Origin of the sequence: Pseudomonas sp. FP603, from assembly GCF_030687415.1 — a bacterium.
GTDB classification, from domain to species: domain Bacteria; phylum Pseudomonadota; class Gammaproteobacteria; order Pseudomonadales; family Pseudomonadaceae; genus Aquipseudomonas; species Aquipseudomonas wuhanensis.
In genome coordinates, this window is the sequence record NZ_CP117431.1 from 6,821,815 (window position 1) to 6,845,359 (window position 23,545).

The 23,545-nt window shown below is 60.0% G+C and carries 23 protein-coding genes and 1 pseudogene; 12 read left to right on the top strand and 12 right to left on the bottom strand.

Annotated elements, in window-relative coordinates; all coding sequences use genetic code 11:
• The first annotated feature begins 160 nt into the window (after positions 1-160).
• Positions 161-643 (top strand): acyl-CoA thioesterase, encoded by a 483-nt coding sequence (locus tag PSH65_RS31420; RefSeq protein ID WP_007896533.1) that lies wholly within the window; start codon positions 161-163, stop codon positions 641-643.
• A gap of 147 nt (positions 644-790) precedes the next feature.
• Here the strand turns inward: PSH65_RS31420 and pdxY are convergent, their stop codons facing one another.
• Positions 791-1,663, bottom strand: coding sequence for a pyridoxal kinase PdxY (pdxY, locus tag PSH65_RS31425; RefSeq protein WP_305424350.1), 873 nt, complete (start codon positions 1,661-1,663; stop codon positions 791-793).
• Between the two features lie 120 nt (positions 1,664-1,783).
• Between pdxY and PSH65_RS31430 the strand changes: the two genes are divergently transcribed.
• Entirely contained in the window at positions 1,784-2,197 is a 414-nt protein-coding gene (locus PSH65_RS31430) for a DUF3301 domain-containing protein (protein WP_305424351.1), read from the top strand.
• A 127-nt stretch (positions 2,198-2,324) separates the two neighbouring features.
• On the opposite strand, the gene PSH65_RS31435 is transcribed toward PSH65_RS31430, so the two are convergent.
• The gene (locus PSH65_RS31435; protein WP_305424352.1) at positions 2,325-3,287 is read right to left on the bottom strand and encodes a GTP-binding protein; all 963 of its coding nucleotides are present in this window, start codon (positions 3,285-3,287) and stop codon (positions 2,325-2,327) included.
• Between the two features lie 27 nt (positions 3,288-3,314).
• Here PSH65_RS31435 and PSH65_RS31440 point away from each other — a divergent pair, with 27 nt between their 5' ends.
• Complete coding sequence (locus PSH65_RS31440; RefSeq protein WP_030132506.1) at positions 3,315-3,671, top strand: hypothetical protein; 357 nt, start codon at positions 3,315-3,317, stop codon at positions 3,669-3,671.
• 4 nt (positions 3,672-3,675) lie between these two features.
• On the opposite strand, the gene PSH65_RS31445 is transcribed toward PSH65_RS31440, so the two are convergent.
• From PSH65_RS31445 to dksA, 3 genes are read right to left on the bottom strand one after another with little or no spacing between them, the layout of a single operon-like run.
• Positions 3,676-4,326: a DUF1826 domain-containing protein gene (locus tag PSH65_RS31445; protein WP_305424353.1), complete on the bottom strand. Its 651-nt coding sequence runs from the start codon at positions 4,324-4,326 to the stop codon at positions 3,676-3,678.
• The gene (zigA, locus tag PSH65_RS31450; RefSeq protein WP_305424354.1) at positions 4,326-5,534 is read right to left on the bottom strand and encodes a zinc metallochaperone GTPase ZigA; all 1,209 of its coding nucleotides are present in this window, start codon (positions 5,532-5,534) and stop codon (positions 4,326-4,328) included. The genes PSH65_RS31445 and zigA overlap by 1 nt, the downstream gene beginning before the upstream one ends.
• 28 nt (positions 5,535-5,562) lie before the next feature.
• Positions 5,563-5,967 carry an RNA polymerase-binding protein DksA gene (gene dksA, locus PSH65_RS31455; protein WP_305424355.1) on the bottom strand — a complete coding sequence of 135 codons (405 nt, stop codon included), beginning with the start codon at positions 5,965-5,967 and terminating at the stop codon, positions 5,563-5,565.
• Positions 5,968-6,094: 127 nt separating this feature from the next.
• Between dksA and PSH65_RS31460 the strand changes: the two genes are divergently transcribed.
• On the top strand, positions 6,095-6,472 hold the full coding sequence (locus PSH65_RS31460; protein ID WP_305424356.1) for a glutamine synthetase: 378 nt from the start codon (positions 6,095-6,097) through the stop codon (positions 6,470-6,472).
• On the opposite strand, the gene PSH65_RS31465 is transcribed toward PSH65_RS31460, so the two are convergent.
• The gene (locus tag PSH65_RS31465; RefSeq protein ID WP_305424357.1) at positions 6,469-7,677 is read right to left on the bottom strand and encodes an N-acetylmuramoyl-L-alanine amidase; all 1,209 of its coding nucleotides are present in this window, start codon (positions 7,675-7,677) and stop codon (positions 6,469-6,471) included. The genes PSH65_RS31460 and PSH65_RS31465 overlap by 4 nt on opposite strands.
• Before the next feature lie 86 nt (positions 7,678-7,763).
• Between PSH65_RS31465 and folE2 the strand changes: the two genes are divergently transcribed.
• The 7 genes from folE2 to PSH65_RS31500 are packed head-to-tail and all read left to right on the top strand — an operon-like array spanning position 7,764 to position 13,888.
• Complete coding sequence (folE2, locus tag PSH65_RS31470) at positions 7,764-8,660, top strand: GTP cyclohydrolase FolE2 (RefSeq protein WP_305424358.1); 897 nt, start codon at positions 7,764-7,766, stop codon at positions 8,658-8,660.
• Positions 8,657-9,325 carry a metal ABC transporter ATP-binding protein gene (locus PSH65_RS31475; RefSeq protein WP_305424359.1) on the top strand — a complete coding sequence of 223 codons (669 nt, stop codon included), beginning with the start codon at positions 8,657-8,659 and terminating at the stop codon, positions 9,323-9,325. Before folE2 ends, PSH65_RS31475 begins: the two co-directional genes overlap by 4 nt.
• On the top strand, positions 9,325-10,191 hold the full coding sequence (locus PSH65_RS31480; RefSeq protein WP_305424360.1) for a metal ABC transporter permease: 867 nt from the start codon (positions 9,325-9,327) through the stop codon (positions 10,189-10,191). Before PSH65_RS31475 ends, PSH65_RS31480 begins: the two co-directional genes overlap by 1 nt.
• 11 nt (positions 10,192-10,202) lie before the next feature.
• Entirely contained in the window at positions 10,203-11,078 is an 876-nt protein-coding gene (locus PSH65_RS31485; RefSeq protein ID WP_305424361.1) for a metal ABC transporter substrate-binding protein, read from the top strand.
• Positions 11,075-11,635 (top strand): DapH/DapD/GlmU-related protein, encoded by a 561-nt coding sequence (locus tag PSH65_RS31490; RefSeq protein WP_305424362.1) that lies wholly within the window; start codon positions 11,075-11,077, stop codon positions 11,633-11,635. Before PSH65_RS31485 ends, PSH65_RS31490 begins: the two co-directional genes overlap by 4 nt.
• Before the next feature lie 2 nt (positions 11,636-11,637).
• Complete coding sequence (locus PSH65_RS31495; RefSeq protein ID WP_305424363.1) at positions 11,638-12,975, top strand: dihydroorotase; 1,338 nt, start codon at positions 11,638-11,640, stop codon at positions 12,973-12,975.
• Between the two features lie 34 nt (positions 12,976-13,009).
• On the top strand, positions 13,010-13,888 hold the full coding sequence (locus PSH65_RS31500) for a His/Gly/Thr/Pro-type tRNA ligase C-terminal domain-containing protein (RefSeq protein ID WP_305424364.1): 879 nt from the start codon (positions 13,010-13,012) through the stop codon (positions 13,886-13,888).
• A 77-nt stretch (positions 13,889-13,965) separates the two neighbouring features.
• Here the strand turns inward: PSH65_RS31500 and PSH65_RS31505 are convergent, their stop codons facing one another.
• Entirely contained in the window at positions 13,966-14,487 is a 522-nt protein-coding gene (locus PSH65_RS31505; RefSeq protein WP_305424365.1) for a DUF3617 domain-containing protein, read from the bottom strand.
• A 132-nt stretch (positions 14,488-14,619) separates the two neighbouring features.
• Between PSH65_RS31505 and cls the strand changes: the two are divergent.
• Positions 14,620-16,060, top strand: a pseudogene (cls, locus tag PSH65_RS31510) (cardiolipin synthase).
• Here the strand turns inward: cls and cfaB are convergent.
• The 5 genes from cfaB to hflK (PSH65_RS31535) form a co-directional block, all read right to left on the bottom strand.
• Positions 16,057-17,244 (bottom strand): C17 cyclopropane fatty acid synthase CfaB, encoded by a 1,188-nt coding sequence (gene cfaB, locus PSH65_RS31515; protein WP_305424366.1) that lies wholly within the window; start codon positions 17,242-17,244, stop codon positions 16,057-16,059. The pseudogene cls and the gene cfaB sit on opposite strands and share 4 nt — an antisense overlap.
• Positions 17,245-17,443: 199 nt before the next feature.
• Positions 17,444-19,354 carry a heavy metal translocating P-type ATPase gene (locus PSH65_RS31520; RefSeq protein ID WP_305424367.1) on the bottom strand — a complete coding sequence of 637 codons (1,911 nt, stop codon included), beginning with the start codon at positions 19,352-19,354 and terminating at the stop codon, positions 17,444-17,446.
• Positions 19,351-20,409, bottom strand: a complete 1,059-nt coding sequence (gene hflK, locus PSH65_RS31525; protein WP_305424368.1) for a protease modulator HflK — start codon at positions 20,407-20,409, stop codon at positions 19,351-19,353. The genes PSH65_RS31520 and hflK (PSH65_RS31525) overlap by 4 nt, the downstream gene beginning before the upstream one ends.
• Positions 20,406-21,455, bottom strand: a complete 1,050-nt coding sequence (hflC, locus tag PSH65_RS31530; RefSeq protein WP_305424369.1) for a protease modulator HflC — start codon at positions 21,453-21,455, stop codon at positions 20,406-20,408. Before hflC ends, hflK (PSH65_RS31525) begins: the two co-directional genes overlap by 4 nt.
• The gene (hflK, locus tag PSH65_RS31535) at positions 21,452-23,416 is read right to left on the bottom strand and encodes a protease modulator HflK (protein ID WP_305424370.1); all 1,965 of its coding nucleotides are present in this window, start codon (positions 23,414-23,416) and stop codon (positions 21,452-21,454) included. The genes hflC and hflK (PSH65_RS31535) overlap by 4 nt, the downstream gene beginning before the upstream one ends.
• Positions 23,417-23,545 lie beyond the last annotated feature (129 nt).

The window sequence follows — 23,545 nt, forward strand, 5'->3', positions numbered from 1 at the left end:
CATCGCGACTTCCGGCGGGAAGAGGGTGCAATATATGGAAACAGATCGATTCGGGCGTGACGGCGGCCCCCCGCCCGGCGTCCCGATAACTGTTGGTTTGAAAATCAAGCACCCACAGAGGTGTAACCCTGAAATCCTGCCTTGAACCCGTGAGTACGTTATGGAACCCGGAAACGCCCAGCTGTCGATGACGGTATTGATGACCCCCGACATGGCCAACTTCTCTGGCAATGTCCACGGCGGCACCCTGCTCAAATACCTCGATGAAGTGGCCTACGCTTGCGCCAGCCGGTACGCCGGCCGCTATGTAGTGACCCTGTCGGTGGATCAGGTGATTTTCCGCGAACCGATTCACGTCGGTGAACTGGTGACCTTTCTGGCCTCGGTCAACTACACCGGCAACACCTCGATGGAGGTGGGCATCAAGGTCGTGACCGAGAACATCCGCGAGCGCTCGGTGCGTCACACCAACAGCTGCTTCTTCACCATGGTCGCGGTGGATGACCAGCGCAAACCGGCCGCAGTCCCGCCGCTGCAACCGCAGAACAGTGAAGACAAGCGTCGTTACATGCAGGCCCAGCAGCGTCGGCAGATTCGTCAGGAACTGGAAAAGCGTTATCAGGACATCAAGGGCGACGCCTGAGCTGTTCAGTCAGTTTGACGGTGGTCATTGAATCGTCTTCGCGAGCAAGCCCGCTCCCACAATAGATTTTCAGCGCACACAATTTTCGTGTACGACAGAGAACTCGTGTGGGAGCGGGTTTGCTCGCGAATGGGGTCGACGCGAAGCTCAGAGGCTGATCGCTGTCGCCTCGAACCGCACCCGCGGATGGGCGATCCGGTCCTGCGCCCGCACCAGTTCCAGCTCATAGCTGGCGCAAGCCTGGGTTTCCAGCAGCACTTCATGCACCGCCGCCGCGGTGAATTCGAAGGCGCTCACCAGATTGTCACCCTGCAGCACACGCGCCAGGAACAACCCGGCAGTCAGATCGCCAACGCCCACCGGCTGACGCGGAAACGCCAGCAGCGGCCGACGCAGGTGCCAGCTGCCTTCAGTGGTCACCAGCAACATCTCGAAGCCCTCCGCCGGTTTGCCGGGATAGTCCAGATGCTTGACCAGCACCGCCTTCGGGCCGCGCGCCAACAGCGCGCGAGCCATCGCCAGGCAATCGAACAACGACTGCGCCTTGTGCCCCGAGAAACTGTTCAGCTCCAACTGGTTCGGGCACATGAAGTCGGCCATTGCCGCCGCCTCTTCCAGCAGAAAATCGCTGACCTCAGCTGGGACGGTGCAGCCCTTCTCCGGATGACCCATCACCGGGTCGCAGAGGTACAGCGCTTTGGGATTGATCGATTTGATTCGTTCCACGCCCGCGAGTATCGCCCGGCCCTGAGCCGCGCTGCCGAGGTAGCCAGACAACACGGCGTCGCAATTACCCAGCTCGCCGATCGCCGCGATTCCTTCTACCAATTCCGGAATCTGATGCGGGGCCAGCACCTCTCCGGCCCACTGGCCATATTGCGTGTGGTTGGAGAACTGCACGGTATTGAGCGGCCACACGTTCACCCCGACCCGCTGCATCGGGAAAACCGCGGCGCTGTTGCCAGCGTGGCCGAACACCACGTGGGACTGGATGGCGAGCACATGGGGCGTACGTTTCATGCGGTGAGTTTTCCGTCAAACGATTGAAATTCAAGCCGCGCAGTATGCGACTAAACGCAGCCTGTACGACAGACCGGCGACACAGTTAAGCTGGCACTATCTTGTTGGAGCACCCTGTTGATGCTGACCCTCGGAAATATCTTTGTGCTGATGCTGCTCGCCACCGGTGGCGCGTGGTTGTGGCACAACCACGGCTTGCGCGAACGCGCGCTGGAGCGGGTCATACAGCATTGCGCCAAGCTGCGAATCGAGCTACTGGACGGCAACGTAGCCTTGAAGAAGATCGCCTTTATTAAAGACGCCAATGGCCGTCGGCGCCTGGCCCGTGTGTATAACTTCGAATTCACCGTGACTGGCGAGACCCGCCATACCGGCACCATCATCCAGTTCGGCGCCCATAGCGCACAGATCGAGCTCGCGCCCTACCCGATGCCGTTCGACGACACACCGCCGGTGGTTGATATCGCGAAGCCCAGAGCCGAGGTGATTGAATTGAGTCAGTGGCGGCAAGAGCACACCAAGTGGCGTCCTTGAGTCGGGTGTCAGTCTGTTAAAACCAATCGCGGGCAAGCTCGCTCCCACAAGGTTCACACTGCACCTGTGGGAGCGGGCTTGCCCGCGATGAGGCCTTCAAAAACCGCACAAAAACTCGCTAATTTGCCTAGGTGCGGCACCTCGCCAAACCTTCCTGCAGTTCTTGGACAGCCTGCAGCTCACTGAAAATCAACTCGATACGCGAATCCCGACGCCATTCGCTGGCTTGCCAATCCAGTACCGAGTTATCCACCGCATTCGCCGACACCCACCCCTCAACACTGTGGATAACCAGCTTCGCCCGCCGCCATTCAAGGCGCTCAAGCCACTCCCCGATCAATACGGAGTCGAATACCTGACTCGGATGCCACCGCCATCCAACGCTCCAGCCACCCTCCTGCGCCTGACTCAAGCAAATCGGCAACGTCGAATCGGTCCAGATGGCCGGCATCTGCGCCAATCCCTTGGGCACGACAAGGTTATCCACACCCCCGACAGCCTGAGCCCCGAGCCCCGGCAACTCACTCAACGGCAAGACCGCTTGCTGCGTCCAGTACAAGGGGCGCACCGGCAACTGTGCGGCGATTCGCTGGCGATCACTGTCGTCGAGGTCTTCGGCCTTGTTCAGCAACAGCAACCCGGCACTGTTCAAGGCTTGCTGTTGCGCCTCAGGCAGCGGTTTTCCCGCCGCGAGCGCTTGCGCGTCCAAAACCAGCACGCACGGCTGCACCGCCAGGACGCCTTGCCACGGGGGCTCACTCAATTGGCTGAGCAATTGCGCCGGATGTCCTAGCCCCGAGGGTTCAATGAACAGTCGATCCGGTCGTGCCTTGCGCAGCAATCGCCCGAGGCCGATCTGAAACGGTGCACCATTGACGCAACACAAACAGCCCCCGGCCACTTCCCCCAGTGCGATACCATCGGCGTCCTGGGTCAACAGCGCGGCATCCAGGCCGATCTGGCCGAACTCGTTGATCAGCACCGCCCAGCGCTCACCCGCGGGCCGTTGCGCCAGCAGGTGCTTGATCAGGCTGGTCTTGCCGGCCCCCAACGGGCCGGCAATGACGTGGGTGGGAATGTTGTGCAACATTGTCGAGGTTTTCTGAGGAGGTAAAGAATGCGGTTGATGGGATGGTCGTTGCTTCTGGCGCTCACATCGGGCGACGCGCTGGCCCAGGCCTGCGTGGTGCACAGCACGGCTGAGCGGCTCGACGTGAAGGTTTGTCAGCAAAACCGCAACATCCCGGAAAAACTGTTCGCCGACGGATTCTGCCAGCCGAATCTGCCGGGGCAGAAAGTCGAGGTGCAGTACGTCGATCAATGCCCTACTGGCGCGTTCGGGGTGTGCAGCAACGCTCAAGTCGCCAATATGCCTTACCGGCAGGATATTCACTATTACGGCGTGGCCACCGATGCGGCGTATTTGAAGCCGTTTTGCGAAGCCCAGAGCCAGGGAACCTGGCTCAAACCTTGAGCCACTAACTCAGCCAGTCCAGGGTCAGAATCAAACGACGCTCGCCCGGCGCCGGCTGCGGCGAGCGGTGGATCAAACCGAAGCCTTCGTTGCCGTGCCACTTCTCCCCTTTAAGCAGCGCCACTTCGCCACTGGTGATCTGCTGAATCAGCGAATCGTCCTGCGGTTCGGCCTCAGGTTTGCCTAATTGCCGACGATCCATCGCCCCTTCTTTCAGCCACTGGCTGCCGATACCTGCATAGGTGGTGATCAACCGCACCGGCACATGATCGACGTGGAAACGCGGGCACATGGCTTTATCCAGAACCCGCAGGCGTAGGCCGATACGCTGGGCGCCCAACAAGCAGGCGAAAGCGCTGACCAGCCAGGAAACATCAGCGATAAAGCCTTCGTAGCCCTCAAGGTCACTGAAGCCTGAGGCTAAACCGTGGAGATTGGGTTCGGCGTCATCGCTGGGCATTTCCAGGGACAGCGACTCAGCCAGCGGCTCGTTCAGGGACAACAACAAACGACCGAAATCGGCAATGTGTGCCGGGAGTTGGCGTTGCCAGAGGGCGAGGTTCACGCCGTCGTCCAGAATCCCGGTCAGCGCTTTTGGCGTATCACCTTGAACCTGGCGAATGACCGGTCGCAGCTTCAGACTGGGCGCCAGCATCAAGCAGCCGCCTCTTCATGCCAAGGACCAAACGGATCGGGCAATAACTGCCAGCCCTCGACACCCAAGGCCATTTCAGCATCCGTCAGCAGGCAGTTATCTAGCTCGACGGTGAGTTGCGCGAAGTCGATGTTTTGGCCGATGAACACCAGTTCCTGGCGGCAGTCGCCGGTGGTGGTCGTCCAGTTTTCCATGATCCCGGCGGTGCTTTCTTCATCTTGCGGCCACTGGTTTTTCGGCACGAAACGCCACCAGCGTCCGGCAAAACCGTGACGCATCAAGCCGCCGGCCTGGGACCAGCTACCAGCGTCCCGGTGTTTGCTGGCCAGCCAGAAATAGCCCTTGGAACGCAGTAGTTTGCCGTTCACCCACGGACGATCGATAAAGTTGAAGAAGCGTTGCGGATGAAACGGTCGCCGTGCCCGATAAGCCGTGGAGGCGATACCGTATTCCTCGGTTTCCGGCACGTGTTCACCGCGCAGTTCCTGTAACCATCCCGGCGCCTGAGCGGCCTTTTCGAAGTCGAAGCGACCAGTGTTGAGAATCTTCTTGAGCGGTACTTCGCCCATGACCATCGGAATGATTTCAGCCTGGGAATTGAGCCGTTCGAGGATCGCGATCAACTCCTGGCGCTCGCTACTGCTGATCAAATCGATCTTGCTGATTAGAATCACGTCGGCGAATTCGATCTGCTCGATCAACAGGTCGGTGATCGAGCGTTCGTCCTCCTCTCCCAGGGTTTCGCCACGGGACGCAAGGCTTTCGGCGGCCTGATAGTCGAGCAGGAAGTTCATGCCGTCGACCACGGTGACCATAGTGTCGAGCCGCGCGATGTCCGCCAGGCTCTGCCCTTCTTCATCGCGAAACGTGAAGGTTTCCGCCACGGGCAGCGGCTCGGAAATGCCCGTGGACTCGATCAGCAGATAATCGAAACGACCATCCTTGGCGAGTTTGCTGACTTCTTCGAGCAAGTCTTCTCGCAAGGTGCAGCAGATGCAGCCGTTACTCATTTCCACGAGTTTTTCTTCGGCACGGTTCAGGCTGACATCGCGTTGGACTTCGCTGCCATCGATATTGATTTCACTCATGTCGTTGACGATCACTGCGACCCGCAAATTATCGCGATTACGTAGTACGTAATTAAGAAGTGTACTTTTTCCGGCGCCGAGAAAGCCCGACAGGACGGTCACAGGGAGACGATTGGGCATCAGGTATTCCTCATCAGGATGTGGCCGGTCAAATCGCCCGTTGATGGCGTTCGCGCAGCTCTTCACGTTCTTTGGCTTCAATGCACAGAGTGGCGGTGGGTCGCAGCAGCAGGCGCTTGAGGCCGATCGGTTCACCGGTTTCGCGGCACCAGCCGTACTCGCCGCGAGCCAGGTGTTCGAGGGCTTCGTCGATCTTGTCCAGGAGCTTCTTTTCCCGCTCCAGCAGGCGCAGTTGCCACTGGCGCTGTTCTTCGGCGCTGCCGATGTCGGCGGGATCGCTGTGGGGTTCCTGCTCACGCAACGCGTCGAACTCGCCGGCAATGCGCTCCTGCAGCTCGCTGCGCTGAGCCAGTAGCAGCTCGCGAAAGAAGCCTTGCTGGGCGTCGCTCATGTAAGCGGCGGCGGGTTGAGCGAGGAGTTCTTGTTCAGTCATGGCGATGGATCATCAGAGCGGGTGTATTTTTATGTTATAGTATAACAATACAATTAAGCCACTCCCCTCTTGCTCGCCACTACAAAGGGCACGATGCTTTAACCCGTCCGCCCCTTTGAGAAATGCCATGGGAAACGCCCTGAAATTCTCGCTGTTGAGCCTTTCGCTGCTGATCGCGGTCGATGCCTGGGGACAAATTCCGAGCCTGGCCAACTGCACCCGTAGCGCCAATCTGCTGGCCTGCGTAGATCCCGACGGCAATGCCTACAGCGTTAACACCGTCGGTAGCACGATCTATCTGCGCGGCTTCGAAGTGGCCGGCAAACGCTATTGGGCGCAAACCAACAGCCGCTATGGGCAACTGACGTTCTTCACGGGCATCGCGTCCGATGGCGAAGCCTGGGTCGGCTACAACCGCCGGGTTGGCTGGACAACCATCAATCGGTTTTCCAGCTCCGGCGGCAGCAGCGGCAAGTTCACGTGTAGCCGGATGACCGGCTGCTAGGCCTGCGCCTTTTTCTGTTCCTGCTGCCAGGCGATATAGCTGTTCATCGGTGGGTTCTTCTGAAAATAGCGCTGCAAACCTTCGAATAAACCATCCGCCACGGCTTGCTGATGGCGGGCAGTCACCAGTCGCTGGCTGTCGCGGGCGTTCGAGATAAAGCCGGTTTCCACCAGAATCGACGGCACATCCGGCGACTTCAACACAGCGAATCCTGCTTGTTCCACGCGCTTCTGATGCAGCGTGGTGATGCCCGCCAGGCTGCCGAGCACCGTGCTGCCCAGCTGCAAACTGGCGGCGATGGTGGCGTTCATCGACATGTCGAGAATTACCCCGGCGAGCATCGGATCCTTGTCCTTGAGATTGAGCAGGCTGGTGGCGCCCAGCAGGTCTGCACCGTTCTCCCGTTGCGCCATGAAGCGCGCCGTGGCCGAGGTCGCGCCACCTTCGGACAGGCAGTACACCGACGCACCTGAAGCGGTCAGACGCGGCGCTGCATCGGCATGAACCGAGATGAACATGTCGGCCTTGTGCTTGCGGGCAATCTCCACGCGCTTGCGCAGCGGGACGAAGAAGTCGTCGTTGCGCACCAGTTTCACGTCGAAGCCCTTCTCGCGCTTCAGTCGCTTGGCCAGCAATTGGGCGATCGACAGCACCACGTCTTTTTCCCGCTCGCCTTTGGCACCGACCGCGCCCGGGTCTTTGCCGCCGTGACCAGGGTCGACCACCACGATGATGTCGCGCTTGGGGTGAGCCTTGTCGGTGACGGGTTCAGGTTTTTCCGACGGCACCGCCGCGATATGCAGCGGCGCAGCGCTCTTCAGATCGAGCACCAATCGGTGCCCCTGCCCGTCCTGGGGCGGCAGCAGGAAACTGTTGAGCTGCACCGGGCCGCTGAGGTCGAGGACGATCCGCGTATCGCCCTGGCCGAAATGTCCGGAGCGAATTGAGCGAATCACCGTGTTGCTGAGTGCCAACTGACTGAAGTCGCCACTGTGATTGGCGCCACTCAGATCGATGATCAGCCGCTCCGGAGCGCTCAGGGAAAACGTCTTGTATTGCACCGGCCCGCTCAGATCGAACACCAGTCGCAGCTTGTCGTCCGAACGCCACAGTCGTGTATTGCGAATTTGCGTGGCCGATGCCCCAAAAGGTAACGCGAAGGCCGCGCTGGCCAGAATCAGGTTGAGCAAGTGACGTCTGTGCATGATGAAAGCTCGTTCACGAAAAAGGCATCGTCGATTTGATTGTTATAATATAACATGCCAAATCAACTCCCACGATGGACCTGCTCATGAACGCGCTGACTCTGCCGGATATCGCCGCGCAGGCCTCACGCCAAGCCCTGCCACTCGATTGGGTGGGCATGTGCGGCATTGCTCTTCCTGTTTTATTCGATGGCCAGCGACTGAGCGCAAAGGTCGACGCTGGCGTTAGCCTCGACGATGGAGAGGCGCGCGGCATCCATATGTCGCGGCTGTATCTGGCGTTGGAAATGCTTGAGCAGGAAAACCTTTCGCCCGCGTTATTGCGGCGAGTCTTGCAGAGTTTTCTTGAGACCCATGAAGGGCTTTCCCATAACGCTTACCTGAAAATTCACACCGAACTATTGCTCAAAAGACCTGCGCTTATCAGTCCGCTAGCCGGTTGGAAAACTTATCCGGTGAGCATCGAAGCCAGTTTGAAAAACACGATGTTCCACGTGGAACTAAAAATCGACGTTCCTTATTCCTCAACCTGCCCGTGCTCAGCAGCACTTTCGCGGCAGTTGATTCAGCAACAATTCGTTGATGACTTTGCCAACAAGTCGCTGCAACACGCCGACGTTCTGGCTTGGCTCGGCTCCACGAAAGGAATCGTCGCCACGCCGCATAGCCAACGCAGCAATGCGCAATTGCAGCTGCGACTGGACGACTATCTGGATGACCTGCCGCTGATCGCCACGATCAACGATGCCGAAGCAGCCCTCGGCACTGCCGTGCAAACCGCCGTGAAACGCGCCGACGAACAAGCCTTCGCCCTCGCCAACGGCCAGAACCTGATGTTCTGCGAAGACGCCGCCCGACGCTTGAACCTGGCCCTGAAACGCTCACCGGGCATCAACGCCTTTCACGTGCGAGTCGTTCACGCCGAAAGTCTTCACGCCCACGATGCTGTCGCCGAAAGTCGCTGGAATTGGGAGGTCGCATGATCCAATGCCAAGCGTTGCGCTGGGGTGCACCCGGTCAACCGCTCACTCCGTCGATGGATTTCCAGTTACCCAAAGGAAGTCTGACCGCCGTCATCGGTGCCAACGGATCGGGTAAAAGCAGTCTGCTGAAAGTCATCGCCGGTCTGCAAAAGCCATTGACCGGCAAAGTCATCATTGATGTTCCACGCAAAGGCGGCCTTTCGTTCCTGCCTCAGCAACAACACCTGGACCGGCAATTCCCCATCAGTCTGCAAGAGTTGGTGGCCGCGGGTTTCTGGGGCAACAAGCAAGCTCCGGAAATTCGCAGCCAGCGCCTCAAGTCTGCGCTGGAAGACTGGTGCCTGACCGGCCTGGAACATCGCCCCTTGATGGCCCTCTCCGGAGGCGAATTGCAGCGTGCCCTGCTCGCCCGGTTGAGTCTCGCCGAAGCGCCTTTGTTGTTGCTCGACGAACCCCACGCCGCGCTCGACGAACTCGGCCAGGCGCTGCTCTGGAAACACATCCACGCTTGGCATGCCGAAGGCCGAACCTTGGTCGTTGTGTGTCATGACTTGGCCGCCGTGCGCCAACACATCCCACATGCCCTATTGATCAAAAGCAGCGGCTGCGTCCTCGGTCTCAGTACCGATCTGATTCGCCAACAGCCCCAGACGCAGGTGGCTTGATGATCGCTGCCGCTCAGCTTTGGCAACCGTTCCACGAATTCGTATTCATGCGCCGGGCGTTGCTTGGTGGTCTCGTTCTGGCATGCAGCACCGCTCCGCTTGGGGTGTTTCTGATCCTGCGGCGCATGAGCCTGATCGGCGACGCGGTGGCTCACGGCATCTTGCCCGGTGCCGCATTGGGCTTCTGGTTTGCCGGGTTGAGTCTGCCCGCGTTGACCATCGGTGGCCTCGGCGCTGGCCTGAGCATGGCCGGACTGGCCGCCTGGATCACCCGGCGCACCGGCCTGCGGGAAGACGCGAGCCTGGCCGCGATCTACCCGATATCGCTGGCCAGCGGCGTGCTGATCCTCGGCATCGCCGGCAAGCGTCTGGACCTGTTGCACCTTCTGTTTGGCTCCGCACTGGCGGTCGACGGGCCGACTTTGACCGGCATGATTTGGGTTTCAGGCTTCAGCCTGATCGCCATGGCCCTCATCTACAAACCCCTGTTGCTGGACACCCTCGACCCGCTCTTTCTGCAAACCGTTAGCCGCCTCGGGCCTCTGGCTCACGGGGTATTTCTGACGTTGGTGGTGCTGAACCTGGTGATCGGTTTCCAGGCAATCGGCGCGTTGATGGTGGTCGGTTTGATGATGTTGCCGGCCGCGGCTTCTCGCTTCTGGAGCCGCCGCTTGCCGGTACTGATCGCGATCGCCGCGCTGCTCGGCTGCCTTTCGGTCTGGCTTGGTTTACTGCTGTCGTTCTACTACTCGCTGCCCAGCGGCCCGGCGATCGTGCTGGTGGCTGGCGCTTTATATCTGCTGTCCGTGGTGTTCGGTCCGGTGCACGGTTTGCTACGCCGCCCGCCTTTGCTCACATCCCAATGAGGTGTTACCCGATGCGCGCTTTACTCGTGCTGTTCAGTTTGATGCTGTCGATGTCGGTGTCTGCCGCGGAAAAACTCCAGGTAGTCACCAGCTTCAGCATCCTCGCCGACATGACTCATCAGGTCGGCGGCGACCATATTCAGATCACCAACATGGTCGGCCCGGACGCCGATGCCCATACTTACGAGCCGACTCCGGACGATGCCAAGGCATTGCTCAAGGCCAGACTGATCATCAAGAACGGGCTAGGTTTCGAGCCATGGCTGGACCGTCTGGTGACCAGCACCGAGACCAAAGCTGCAGTCATCAGCGCCAGCCATGGTGTCATTCCACGCTCGCTGGATGAAGACGGCGAAACCATTCCCGACCCACACGCCTGGCACAACCTGGCGAACACCGAGCTGTACATCAGCAACATCACCAAAGCGCTGATCGCCGCCGACCCGGCCAACCAAACCGACTACGAACACAACAGCCAGGCCTACCTGAAAAAGATCTACGCCTTGCTCGCCGTAGCCAAAGCCAAGCTCGGCTCGCTGCCGCCGGGTAATCGCAAAATCGTGACCTCCCATGACGCCTTCGGCTATCTCGGTCAGGCTTACGGCATCGACTTCATGGCGCCACAAGGACTGTCCACCGAACGCGAACCGTCGGCCGCCGAAGTCGCTGCGCTGATCACGCAAATCCGTCAGGCCAAGGTCAAAGCGGTGTTCATGGAAAACATCAAGGACGCGCGCCTGCTCAAGCAAATCGCCGATGAAAGCGGTGCGCATATCGGCGGCACGCTGTACTCCGATGCCCTCGCGGCGACCGGCCCGGCCAGCACGTTCGCCGGGTTGTTCGAATACAACCTCAACACCTTGTATGAGGCGTTGAGCAAACCATGATCCGCAAGAATCCTTCAGGCGATCTGCCGTCGATTGCAGAGTCGGCGTACGTGGATAAAACCGCCATCATCTGCGGCAAAGTGGTGATCGGCGAGAACGTGTTCGTCGGTCCGTACGCGGTCATTCGCGCCGATGAAGTGGATGACTCGGGCGAGATGGAAGCGATCACCATCGGTGCCAATTCGAACATCCAGGACGGCGTGGTGATTCACTCCAAGTCCGGCGCGGCGGTGACCATCGGCGAGTTCAGCTCCATCGCCCACCGCTCCATCGTGCACGGCCCCTGCACCGTCGGTAACCGCGTGTTCATCGGGTTCAACAGCGTGCTGTTCAACTGCGCCGTGGGCGATGGTTGCGTGGTGCGGCACAACTCGGTGGTCGACGGTCGTGACTTGCCCGAAGCCTTCTACGTACCCTCCACCACGCGCATCGGCCCCAACACTGACCTGTCGCAGTTCCCACCGGTGAGCGTCAGCGCCTCGGAATTTTCCGAGGACGTGGCGCGCACCAACGTCGATCTGGTGCGGGGCTACAAAGCCCTGCAAAACGAGTTCTGACCATGAGCAGCGTGCTGATTCGCAACGCCCGGCTGGTCAATGAAGGTCGTGAATTCGACGGTGATTTGCTGGTAAGCCACGGTCGCATCGTCAAGATCGCCAGCAGTATCGAAGGTGAAACGGCCACCGTGGAAATCGACGCCAACGGCCAATGGCTACTGCCGGGCATGATCGATGATCAGGTGCATTTCCGCGATCCCGGAGCGCCGGACAAAGGCAGTTTCCATACCGAATCGAGGGCAGCTGTAGCCGGCGGCATCACCAGCTTCATGGACATGCCCAACACCTCCCCGGCCACCCTGACCCTCGCCGCGCTGGCCGACAAGAAGCGCCGAGCAGCGACCAGCTCAGTGGCCAATTACGGTTTTCATTTCGGCGTGAGCAATGACAATCTCGACACCGTCGCCGCGCTCAATCCTAGCGAGGTGGCCGGGGTCAAAGTGTTCATGGGCGCCTCCACCGGCAACATGCTGGTGGACAACCCACGGATACTCGAGCGGCTCTTCGCCGAAGTGCCGACCATTTTGTTGGCTCACTGCGAACACACGCCCAGCATCGAAGCCAATGCCGCGAGCCTGCGAGAACTGTTTGGCGAGCACCTGCCGCCCGCCGCCCATCCGCTGATCCGCAACGCCGAAGCGTGCTTTCGATCCTCCTCGATGGCCGTCGATCTGGCCCGGCGACACGGCACTCGCTTGCATGTTTTGCATCTGACTACCGCCCGCGAACTGGCGCTGTTCGAAGACAAGCCGCTGGCACAGAAACACATCACTGCCGAAGTCTGTCTGCACCACTTGCTGTTCGACGACCGCGACTACCCGAGCCTCGGCAACCTGATCAAATGCAACCCGGCGATCAAGACCCGGGCCGACCGCGACGCCTTGCGCAACGCATTGTTGAGCAATCGACTGGATGTGATCGGCAGCGATCACGCGCCTCATACCTGGGCCGAAAAACAACGGCCCTATAGCCAAGCGCCGTCCGGCTTGCCGTTGGTGCAACACACCCTGCCCGCGTTGCTGGAGCTGGTGGCCGATGAGGTCTTGCCGATCACTACCCTTGTGGCCAAGACCAGTCACCGGGTCGCCGATCTGTTTGCCATCCCCGACCGCGGCTACCTGCGCGAAGGCTATTGGGCCGACCTGGTGTTGATCAAACCCGAGCCCGATGGCGTTGCGGTTTCCCGGCAACCCATCCTCTCGCAATGCGGCTGGACGCCCTTCACCCACCATCGTTTTCGCCACAGCGTCAGCACCACGGTCGTGTCGGGGCAAATTGCCTGGCACAACCAACGTCTTAATGACAGCTGCCAGGGTTTAGCCCTACGGTTTATGCGCTAGCGCGCGTTATCGAAAACATTCGAGAACACCGATCATGATCCACATCACCCTACCCGATGGTTCATTGCGTGAGTACGATCAGCCGCTGACTGTGTATGAAGTCGCTGCAACTATCAGTCTCGGGTTGGCCAACGCGGCGGTGGCCGGTCGAGTCGACGGCGTGTTGGTGGACTGTGGATTCCTCATCGAGGGCGATGCCCGGGTCAGTATCGTCACGCCCCAGGAGCCCGATGGTCTGGAGATTCTTCGGCGTTCCTGCGCGCTGATGCTGGCCATGGCCGTCAAACAACTCCATCCGAACGCGCAGTTGCGGGCCGGATCGTCGCTGGGTGATGGCTTCTTTTATGAGTTTGCTTTCCAGCGCTCCTTGACTCTGGCCGAGCTGCCCCTGATTGAAGCGCGCATGCATGCACTGGCGGCGACCAACCATTCGATCCGTCCAACTGAACGGTTATCGCTGTATCGCTTGGGGGATTTTGAAAGTTTCGCTGCAGGCCCGCATGTTCCCACCACCAAGGTGTTACAAGCCTTCGCTCTGGACCATATCAGCGGCACGTCGCAGCAACGGATCTACGGCACGTGCTGGTCCAGCCAACAGGAGCTGGACAACTGGCGAGCACCGCCGCAGGTGATGGTCGTGAACATCGATGAGCGTCAGACCGCTTATGCACACTCGGTGACCGAGACGCTGCGCCGCCGCGGACTGCGGGCCAACTCGGACCTGCGTAACGAAAAAATCAGCCACAAGATTCGCCAGCACAGCCGGAAAGTGCCGTATCTGTTGGTGGTGGGAGAGAAGGAAAAGGAAGGCAGGTTTGTCAGTATTCGCAGCAGCAGCGGAGAGGACTTCGGGGAGAAAGGGATTGAAGCGGTGTGTGAATTGTTGAATCCGCCCAAGACTGGAGGCGTCTGAGCGAATGCCTTCGCGAGCAGGCTCGCTCCCACAGGGATCGCGATGACCTTGTGGGAGCGAGCCTGCTCGCGATGCTTTTAGGCCCTTGGCTTCACTGTGCCGCAATCCTGTCCCAGCCATACAGCGCGAGTATCGAGGCTACCCTTCTGCTGAATGCCGGTGGCGTTGAAGGTGCCATTGACCTTAGTGGTGAACTCGCGATCGCTGAGGAATGTGGCGACCCCCGCACCTTGCGCTTTCGGACAGCTGAAACGGAATTTCCACTGGTTACCGGTACGCTCGGTGATTTCCTGCTTGCAGCCCGATTGTGGGTCCGTCAGTGGAATGTTGTCGGTCTTCACTTGCTCAGGCGTCAGGCAAGCCCGAATCCCTTTGCCGCCCATGGTGATGCCCTGCTTTTCCAGCATCGCCCGCTGTTCCGGGGTGATCTGGTTCTGTATCTGGCCGAGGATCAGCTGCAGATCCGGCAGGTTCTGGTCATCGACTTTCATGTTGCTTGAGGTCAATTCCCACAAACCCGGTTGCAGCATTTGCGCCTGAGCAGCCACAGGAAGTGCCAAACCAAACGCAATGGCCAAACCCAGCAGACGAACGTTCATCGAGTAACTCCTGATCATTAGTGGCCGTTAGACGTCAGGCACGGGCTTCGGTTCATGGGCCAATTAAATAGCGACATTCTGCCCGGAACATGGTCTGTTAAGCATTGAATCTTCAGGAGCAAGGCAGCCCCCATGGATTATTTTGGACCGCATGTTTTCGGTTACCTCATCGCTCTGCTGCACGCGCTGGGCTCGATTGCCGCCATCCATGCCGTATTGACCGTTCGGACCGCTCAGGGCTCGATCGCCTGGGCTCTGTCACTGCTGTTCATTCCCTACCTCACGCTTATCCCTTATCTGGTCTTCGGCCGCAGCACCTTCGATGGTTACATCAAGGCCCGGCGGCAAGCCAACGAGGAAATGCGCAAGGCAATCTCTGAGCTGAACTGGCGCCCCTGGGGTAGAAGAGGCGCTGGCTGCTCGCGCCTCCAGCGCCTACGCGTCTTTGAGGGCCATGCCGAAACTGGGACGCATGCCGTGTCTGGCCAACAACGAAGTCCGCTTGCTGATCGACGGCCAAGCCACCTTCGAGGCGATTTTCGACGCCATCAGCAACGCCCGGCAAGCGGTGCTGATCCAGTTCTTCATCATCCACGACGACCGCCTCGGCCAACGCCTGCACACCTTGTTGACGAAGAAAGCTGCCGAAGGCGTGGCGATATACCTGCTCTACGACCGCATCGGCAGCCACTCCCTGCCCCACAGTTACGTTCAACCGTTGCGCGATGCCGGCATCGAGGTCAAAGCCTTCGCCACCCGCAGCGGTTGGCTCAACCGCTTTCAGGTCAATTTCCGTAACCACCGCAAGATCGTCGTGGTCGACGGAATAGTGGGTTTTGTCGGCGGGCTCAACGTCGGCGACGAATACATGGGCGAGAAACCACCCCTTGCGCCATGGCGTGACACCCACGTACTAGTGCACGGGCCAGTGGTGGCCTGCATGCAGGAATCCTTTGCCGAAGACTGGTTCTGGGCGGCCCGTTCACTGCCGCCATTGATCCTGCCGGAGGTTTATCCGGATGACGGCGTGCTCTGCCAATTGCTGGCCACCGGCCCGGCGGATTCCTACGAAACCTGTTCGCTATTCTTCGTCGAAGCCATCCATGCGGCGACGGAACGGGTGTGGATCACCACCCCTTATTTCATCCCCGACGAAGCGGTGTTCGCCGCGTTGCGACTGGCAGTATTGCGTGGCGTGGATGTACGGATTTTGTTGCCGTCGCGGCCGGATCACCGGATCGTCTACGCTGCTTCCAGCCTTTACGCCTTCGAAGCGGTACGTGCTGGCGTGCGTCTGTTCCGTTACCAGCCGGGGTTTATGCATCAGAAAGTGGTGCTGATCGACAGCGAGATCAGCGCCATTGGCAGCGCCAATATGGACAACCGTTCTTTCCGGCTGAATTTCGAAGTGATGTTGCTGACGGTCGACAGCGTATTTGCCGCCGAAGTGGAACAGATGCTCAACGATGACTTTGCCCAGGCTCACGAAATCGCCAAAGAAGAAAGCCGGGAGACCCACCGCCTGCAACAGGTCGGCATGCGGATCGCCCGGCTTATTTCGCCGATTCTTTAAGGGTTGTAAATGTCATCGCGGGTCCATGGCAGTTCATGGCTGCCATCGGGATGGGCTTTCACCGCGAGGATTTGATGCAGGTTGATCCAGCCTCTGGCGAACGCATAGGCGCATCCCGCCAGATACAACCGCCAGATCCGTAGTGCCTGCTCCGGTACCAGTTTGGCGGCGGCTTCCAGATTGTCTTCCAGGCGTTCGCTCCAGTGGTCCAGGGTTCGCGCGTAATGCAGGCGCAGGCTCTCGACATCGACGATCTCCAGCCCCGCTTCGCTGATCTCGGCCGAGATCATCGCCAGGTGCGGCAGTTCGCCGTTGGGGAACACGTACTTCTCAATGAATTCACCGGCACCCCGCCCAACCGGACGACCATCGGTGTGCTTGGCGGTGATCCCGTGGTTCATCACCAGGCCACCCTCTTTCACCGCGCCGAACAAGGTTTTGCAGTACTCGGCAAGATTCGCATGGCCAACGTGTTCGAACATGCCGACGCTGACCACCTTGTCGAAGCGACCGTCCTGAGGCAAATCGCGGTAGTCGAGCAGTTGCAGTTCGATCTGATCCTCCAGGCCTTCGGCTCTCACCCGTTCGCGGGCCAGTTCCAATTGCTCCTTACTGAGCGTGATCCCGAACACCTTCGCGCCGAACTCCCGAGCCGCATACCGCGCCAACCCGCCCCAGCCGCAACCGACATCCAGCAGATATTCGCCTGGTTGCAACCGCAGCTTGCGGCACAAGTGGCGAAACTTGGCTTGTTGGGCTTGCTCGAGGGTTTCACTGCCGGTCTCGAAATAGGCGCAGGAATACGCCATGTCGCTGTCGAGCCACAGTTGGTAAAACGCATTGGAGAGGTCGTAATGGTAGGAGATGGCCTTGGCATCGGTTTCTTTGTCATGAACCGTGCGCACCGGTTGCCCATCTTCGTCTTCATTGATCAGCGCCTGACTCCATTCATCGCAGACACGAATCACGTCGCTGATAGAACCTTCCAGCTCTAGCTTGCCTTCGACAAACGCCGCCCCCAACGCGTCGAGGCTGGGATGGGTGAACTGGGTAACCATGTGGGGGTCCTTGACCACAATAGTGACGCTGGGCGTCGGCCCCAGATTGAACTCATGGCCGTCCCAGAGTCGCAAGCGAAGCGGTAATTGCAGGTTCTGTAAGGCCGGTGGAAGTTGCGCGAGCATGAAAAGTCCCCCTTGTTTCAGACGTCAAATCTGAGGGTAGACCATCCTTGAAAAATAGCAGGCTATCGAATTAATAGCCTTTTTCTATTCCCGGTGTTGCCTGCCACACTGAAACCATCCAACGGGCGATCGTTGAAAATGATCGCCTTACCCTAGATGACTACAAATCCGGCACACAGTTCTGAAAAGTTGTAGACGCTCACACCTCATCCTTAAGCTTGAGTAGGGGTTCCTCAAAGCGTAGCAAACGTCCGGCATTACCGAGCACTAATAACGTGCTCAAGTTATGCAACAAGGCGGCAATCATCGCCCCTGCCGCGCCAAGCCAGCCGAATGCGGCGAACGCGACGATGGCCAGGGTCCAGCCCAACCCGATGATCACGTTGACCTGCAAGGTCTGGCGGCATTGGCGACTCAAGCGCACGCAGGTTCCGAGCCGGCGCAGGTCGCTACCGATCAGTACGATATCGGCCGAGGCCAGCGCGATGTCCGCACCGCCTGCGCCCATGGCCACGCCGACCACACCGGCCTTGAGCGCCAGGGAATCGTTGATGCCGTCTCCCACCACCATCGGCCGGAATCCGCTGCCGATTTCTTTCAGCACACGATTGAGTTTGTCCTCGGGCAAGGCCTGGGCTTCGACATCGCTGATACCCACATCCCGGGCCAGCGTATGCGCAACGCTTTGCCGATCCCCGGTGAGCAACAACTGACGACCCAAACCCAGCTCACGCAATTCGCTCAGGGCAAACCGCGCCTCAGGTTTGATACTGTCAGCGAGCAACAGCCAGGCGAGAAATTCACCGTTGAGTGCCAGCCCCGCAATCGGGCCGTCGTGTTCGGGAACCGCGGATGTAGCGATGCCTAATTGCGCGAACAGCTCCCGACGACCGAGGGCCGCCTCGCCCTGCTCGGTCATCGCCACTACACCCAGCCCCTGACGCTCGTGAATATCGGAGAGCAACAGAAAGTGTTCCTGAGTGACCAACCCGGCCAAGGCACGGCTGACCGGGTGGCTGCTGGCGGAACCGAGGCTGGCGGCGAGTTTCAATACGTGACTGCGATCCTCCAGCGGGCTGTCGATGGACTGCAGGCGCAAGGTGCCGAACGTCAGGGTTCCGGTCTTGTCGACCACCAACGACGTCAAGTCAGCCAACTCTTCGAGGAACGCCGAGCTGCGAATCAGAATCCCGTGCCGAGCCGCCACCGCCACCCCGGCAATGGCCGTGGCCGGTGCGGACAACACCAACGCACAAGGGCAAGCCGCCACCAACACTGCGAGCATCGCTTGCGCGTCGTTGGTTATGAACCAGGTCACGGCCGCCAGCAACAACACCAGCACCATGTAGCTGCCGGCGTAGCGTTCGAGCAAACGCGTTATCGGAGGTTTGGAACGTTCGGCGCTTTGCATCAGCGCGATGACTTTACCCAGGGTCGATTCCTGCCCCGTGCGGGTCACTTCGATGCGCAGCAGGCCATCAAGATTGATCGCCCCGCCGAACACCGGCATGCCCACGCCGGCTTCTATTGGCACCGACTCACCGGTGATTGACGCGGTGTCGAGGCTTGCCTGACCGGACAATACCCGGCCATCCGCCGGCACTCGATCACCGGCACGCACCTCCACAAGGTCGCCAGCCCTGAGTGTGCCGTTGTCGACTTCAACCACGGAACCGTCAGCCTGAATCTTGCGTGCATGGCTGCGAGTCAGTTTGCCGAGGGCATGAATCGCTTCCTGGGAACCGATCACGCTGCGCTCCTCCAGCACGTGACCGAAGATCATGATGATCGGCAGCAGAGCCGCAGTGAGCAGATCGCCTGTCGCCCAGGCGCCGATCATGGCCAGGGCAATCAACTGATCGGTGATCCCGTGCAGGCTCGGATAACGCAGGCTGTACCACGCCGAACGCATGACCGGCACGGCCACCAGCAAGGAGGCAAAACCCAGCAGCAATTGGCTGACACCGGTCTGCTCCGGCGATAACCAGCGCCAGATCAGGCCCAGCGCAAGCAACCCCAGCGCAAGCATGGCCAGGGTCAACTGGCGCGCGGCGCTACGTTGTTCAGCCGAGGAAAGCATGCTCGGCGCGGCGGCGGTTTGGGCGGTCATTGCGCTGCTCCCTGAATGATCAGGCGGGAATCGTCTTTCGGATCAACCGTGGTCACCGAGCCGGCTTGCCCGAGAATCTTCGGCATCCGTTCACGGTAAATACGCAGCAGCATTTGCGGGTCGGTGCCCTGCTGTTGCGCCTTGGCCAAACTCAGCACCGTGGCGGTGTCGGCAGAGGCTTTAGCCAAGCGTTCGCTGGCTTGGGCGTGAGCCACTTGCAGCGTGCGGTCGGCTTGTTCATTGGCGCTCTGAGTCAGCTTCTCGGCTTCAGTGCGCGCGTTGGCCACGGCTTTGTCGGCCTGCTGGCTGGCGGTTAATACTGCGTTGAACGCATTCACCGCCGGAGCGGGCAGACTCGATTGCACATCGACCCGCTCCACTTCGATGCCCAACCCCTGCCCGGTCGCCGTCAGTTCGGCCAAGCGTTGATTGATGCCCCGCACCAGATCGCCGCGTAGACGTTCGCGGCGCTCAGCGGCCTGATTGTCGGCACCGATCAGTTCCGGTCGCGCCACCAGAATGGTGTCCAGATCTCGTGCGGCAGTGAGCGCCACCGCGCTGCGGGTCACCAGCCGATCTAGGGCCGGCAGCACATGCTCAGCCTGAAGAACAAAGGCATAGGGCTCGGTGACTTTGTAGAACACCCGCACATCCAGTTGCACCACCCCTGCATCACCGGTCAACAAATAGCCGGAGCCGGCGAGCGCATCGCTGATGGGTGTGGCGAAACTCGCCACTCTATCCGCCTGCAATGCAGCATCCGTGCGCAGCAGATTTTCCACCCGACGCTCGATCACCCGATCCGCTGCCGGCAACAAGATTACCTGCTCAAACGGGCGCGGCCATGCCAACAGCAAACCGGCATTTTGAATGCGATCCAGTGCGCCGAAGTGCAGCACCACGGCACGATTTTGCGGGTCGATTTGCCGCACATTGGAGAATGCCCAAGCCAAAGCAGCCAACACGGTCACGGCGTATAGCGCCAAAAAAGCCAAGCGCCCGGCCTGAATCCAGGGACTGCTCAACTCATGTGTTCCACGTGGAACTAAACTCATGGCTGCGACCCGGACTTGTTATCGAGCGTCGGCGGACCGTCAACCAACACCCGGAACGGTGCCGCATCGGTGCGCAAAATCAGTTTGGTACCCGGCGTGACGATGGTGCCCAAGGTGTCGAGAGAGCGCAGCAAGTTATAGAGCTGCGGCGAACCGGCGTAGGCACGGCCATAAATCTGAGCGGCTTCGACGCGGGATTGGGCTTCAATGTCCGCGGCTTTCACTGTCGCATCGGCTTGCACGATTCGCGCATCACGCTCGGCCGCGGAGCGAATTTGCGCAGCTTCACGCTTGCCGATGGCCGTGCGCTCAGTGGCGATGGTTTCACGCTCGGCGCGCATACGATCGACAGTCGCGGTGAGCGTCACCGACGGCAGGGTCAAACGCTCGATGCCGACTTGCAGCACTCGCACGCCATAAGTGGTGAGCAACTGCTGATCGATCTGCTGACGCAGCTGCGCTTCAAAATCGGCGATGCGCACTTGGTTGGCATCGGTGTTCACCAGGTTGGCCAGATCGAAACTGCTGGCGGTGGTTTCCAGCGCCGAGCCGACAAAAGTGCGAATCTGCCGCGCGGCTTCATCCGGCTGGTTCTGCACGGCGCGCATAAAGCGTTGCACGTTGTCCGGATCACCCTGCACCTGCCAGGCCACGTAGGCTTGCACAATGATGCGCAGACCATCGCGCGTGCCCACATCCTGCAAACCGCTGGAAGTTGTGCGCAGGCGCAGATCTACCGGAATCGCCGCCTCGAACGGTGCCGGCCAGCGCCAGCCAAGACCGGGTTCCAGCAACACCCGCGATGGATTACCGAAGCGAGTGATGACCGTGGCCTCTCCCGAACGCACTTGCACCAGGCTCGCCGCCGCAATGGCAAACGCCATCAGTAGCGCCGCCCAACCCATTCGCCGCCACGGGAAAGGGCCAGCTTCGTGTGGATCACCGTGGTGATGATGGTGATGGCCGTGGTGATGCCCGCCATGGCCGTGATCATGGCCGGCGTGATCATCGTGATCGCGATTGTGTGTAGGCTTCGGCTGGCTCAATGGACGGCTCCTGGCTGAACGGTATTACGCGCCGGCGCAGGGTCAGCCGGCAGCGTGAAAGTACGTAGGTCGATGGTCGGCGCATTGCTGCTGCCGCCCAGACGATGATCGAGAACCAGCAGCTTGGCGTTGGCCAAACCTTGAGTCAGTTGACTGAGGTATTGCTCCAGCACGAAGGCCTGGCCGGCGCTGGAGTAAGCCTTTTGCTCGGCGGCAAATTTCAGGTCGGCAGCCTGAGCGGTCGAGTTGATTTCATGAGCACTGGCCGTGGCTTGATCGTGAGCGATACTGGCTTGCAATTGCGCTTGGTTGGTCGCCTCCGCCGCAGCACCGCGCTCACGGGAAATCAATGCCTGAGCACCAATCTGCGCCGCTTGCACGCCGTGATAAGCGTTGGCCGCCCCCGCTGGCGGGTGGATGGCTTCAACCACCGTGGCCAGAATTTCCACGCCGCTGTCGAGTTTTTGCAGGTCAGCCTGCACGGCGCGGCCGATCTCTTCGGCGAGCCCTACCCTGTCCTCGCCGAGCAAACCATCGAGCGTTCGCGAGGCGAAGTCGTGGACCAGAATCCGGCTAGCGGTGCTGCGGATCAACGTTGGTACGTCGGCGCTGTTGTAAGTCGCGGCCAGCGCCGCCTGATCACTCAAGCCGATGCGATAGACGAAGCGCACGTCCATGTTGACGATCTGGAAGCTCTGTTTGTCAGCGCGGCGGCTGGCGATGACCTGGGATTTGTCGTTCACATGGCTGGCGTCCCACAAGCGATTGGCAATCGCTGGTGCGGGGCCTTCAGCTGGTTCGGTCGCGACCGGTGCCGATGTTTCGCCCACGCTGGTGGCCAACTCGTGGACCACACCGTTTTCGACGCTCAGCACGCGACCCAGCGGCCATGGCAAACCGGCGTGCAAACCAGGACCGAAAACTTCTACCGGTTTGCCAAAGCGCTCATAGATACCGCGCCCTTGCAGCGCAATTTCGTGAATGCCGGTGAGCGACCAACCGATGATTACCACCACCACCAGCACCGGCAAAAACGCCCGACGCATGTAGGTGAAGGCCCAGATTTGTCGCAGGTCGATACCGAAGCGGTTGTGCAGTTCGTGCTGCAATGCGAGCAATGGTTGCGGCGGCCAGCGCAGCATGTCGGCGACGAAGCTTCGCGCCAGCAAGGCTGGTTCCAACTGTTCACGACGAGGACTGAACAGCGACAACACGGCCCGCAGCAGCAACTCGATGGCGACCAGCCCCGGCAGCAAGCCGATCAGTACCGCCAGACGCACCGGCCAGACCGATGTTTCGCTGCCGAACAACAAACACAGGGCGCTGAGCACCAGGCAACTAATCGCGACCCGCGTCAGCTGCGCCAACGGCTCCGCTTCGGGCCATTGGGCGATATTTTCCTGCGCCAGTTGCCGCTCCAGCACCAGCAAACCAAAAGCCAGCAGCAACGATAGCGCGGCGCCGACACTGGCCGACAACCCTAACGCGGCGGGCGGCAAGGTCAGATTCCAGACTTGCTCGATGCTGTACAACGTCAACAACGCCCAGCCGCCAAGCCAAAGCGTCGGGGCACCGATCTGCCCCAGCAAGCGCAACCAACGCTGGCTGATCCGGTCCAGCAACCGCTCATACCAGCCTTCAGCGGCAACGACTTCCTCGGCGACAACCACCGGCACTAACACAGCCGGATTCATCGCCCGTGCGCGCCATAGCGTCACCCACCAGGCCGATTGCAGGCCGGCGACCAGCACCAGCAAACCCGCGCTCTGATTGACCAACAACGCCGGCCAAAGCGACTGCGGCGCAAACAGTCCGACAAAAAACGCCAGTACCAATCCTGTTGCCGCCAAGGCCCCGAAACCGATAGCGAATTGCCGCAATCGACGTCCTTGAACGACTGCCTGCTGAAAGCGCGGCAGCCCTGTTATCTGTGCTCCATCGCCATCGAGATCGATTTGCATACCATCTCAGCCTCACATCGCAATTCGTTACGATATAACGAAAGTAGTGAAATTTTCGTGCTAAATCGTTCTATCTAAAAGCACCAAACCTGTCGCCAGGCTGAAGCCTTGACCGAAATGGTTCGAAAC

Excerpts from the sequence above, each read along its gene's own strand:
- PSH65_RS31420 (WP_007896533.1), top strand. The coding sequence starts at position 161 with ATGGAACCCGGAAACGCCCAGCTGTCGATGACGGTATTGATGACCCCC.
- pdxY (WP_305424350.1), bottom strand. The coding sequence starts at position 1,663 with ATGAAACGTACGCCCCATGTGCTCGCCATCCAGTCCCACGTGGTGTTC.
- PSH65_RS31430 (WP_305424351.1), top strand. The coding sequence starts at position 1,784 with ATGCTGACCCTCGGAAATATCTTTGTGCTGATGCTGCTCGCCACCGGT.
- PSH65_RS31435 (WP_305424352.1), bottom strand. The coding sequence starts at position 3,287 with ATGTTGCACAACATTCCCACCCACGTCATTGCCGGCCCGTTGGGGGCC.
- PSH65_RS31440 (WP_030132506.1), top strand. The coding sequence starts at position 3,315 with ATGCGGTTGATGGGATGGTCGTTGCTTCTGGCGCTCACATCGGGCGAC.
- PSH65_RS31445 (WP_305424353.1), bottom strand. The coding sequence starts at position 4,326 with ATGCTGGCGCCCAGTCTGAAGCTGCGACCGGTCATTCGCCAGGTTCAA.
- zigA (WP_305424354.1), bottom strand. The coding sequence starts at position 5,534 with ATGCCCAATCGTCTCCCTGTGACCGTCCTGTCGGGCTTTCTCGGCGCC.
- dksA (WP_305424355.1), bottom strand. The coding sequence starts at position 5,967 with ATGACTGAACAAGAACTCCTCGCTCAACCCGCCGCCGCTTACATGAGC.
- PSH65_RS31460 (WP_305424356.1), top strand. The coding sequence starts at position 6,095 with ATGGGAAACGCCCTGAAATTCTCGCTGTTGAGCCTTTCGCTGCTGATC.
- PSH65_RS31465 (WP_305424357.1), bottom strand. The coding sequence starts at position 7,677 with ATGCACAGACGTCACTTGCTCAACCTGATTCTGGCCAGCGCGGCCTTC.
- folE2 (WP_305424358.1), top strand. The coding sequence starts at position 7,764 with ATGAACGCGCTGACTCTGCCGGATATCGCCGCGCAGGCCTCACGCCAA.
- PSH65_RS31475 (WP_305424359.1), top strand. The coding sequence starts at position 8,657 with ATGATCCAATGCCAAGCGTTGCGCTGGGGTGCACCCGGTCAACCGCTC.
- PSH65_RS31480 (WP_305424360.1), top strand. The coding sequence starts at position 9,325 with ATGATCGCTGCCGCTCAGCTTTGGCAACCGTTCCACGAATTCGTATTC.
- PSH65_RS31485 (WP_305424361.1), top strand. The coding sequence starts at position 10,203 with ATGCGCGCTTTACTCGTGCTGTTCAGTTTGATGCTGTCGATGTCGGTG.
- PSH65_RS31490 (WP_305424362.1), top strand. The coding sequence starts at position 11,075 with ATGATCCGCAAGAATCCTTCAGGCGATCTGCCGTCGATTGCAGAGTCG.
- PSH65_RS31495 (WP_305424363.1), top strand. The coding sequence starts at position 11,638 with ATGAGCAGCGTGCTGATTCGCAACGCCCGGCTGGTCAATGAAGGTCGT.
- PSH65_RS31500 (WP_305424364.1), top strand. The coding sequence starts at position 13,010 with ATGATCCACATCACCCTACCCGATGGTTCATTGCGTGAGTACGATCAG.
- PSH65_RS31505 (WP_305424365.1), bottom strand. The coding sequence starts at position 14,487 with ATGAACGTTCGTCTGCTGGGTTTGGCCATTGCGTTTGGTTTGGCACTT.
- cfaB (WP_305424366.1), bottom strand. The coding sequence starts at position 17,244 with ATGCTCGCGCAACTTCCACCGGCCTTACAGAACCTGCAATTACCGCTT.
- PSH65_RS31520 (WP_305424367.1), bottom strand. The coding sequence starts at position 19,354 with ATGACCGCCCAAACCGCCGCCGCGCCGAGCATGCTTTCCTCGGCTGAA.
- hflK (WP_305424368.1), bottom strand. The coding sequence starts at position 20,409 with ATGAGTTTAGTTCCACGTGGAACACATGAGTTGAGCAGTCCCTGGATT.
- hflK (WP_305424370.1), bottom strand. The coding sequence starts at position 23,416 with ATGCAAATCGATCTCGATGGCGATGGAGCACAGATAACAGGGCTGCCG.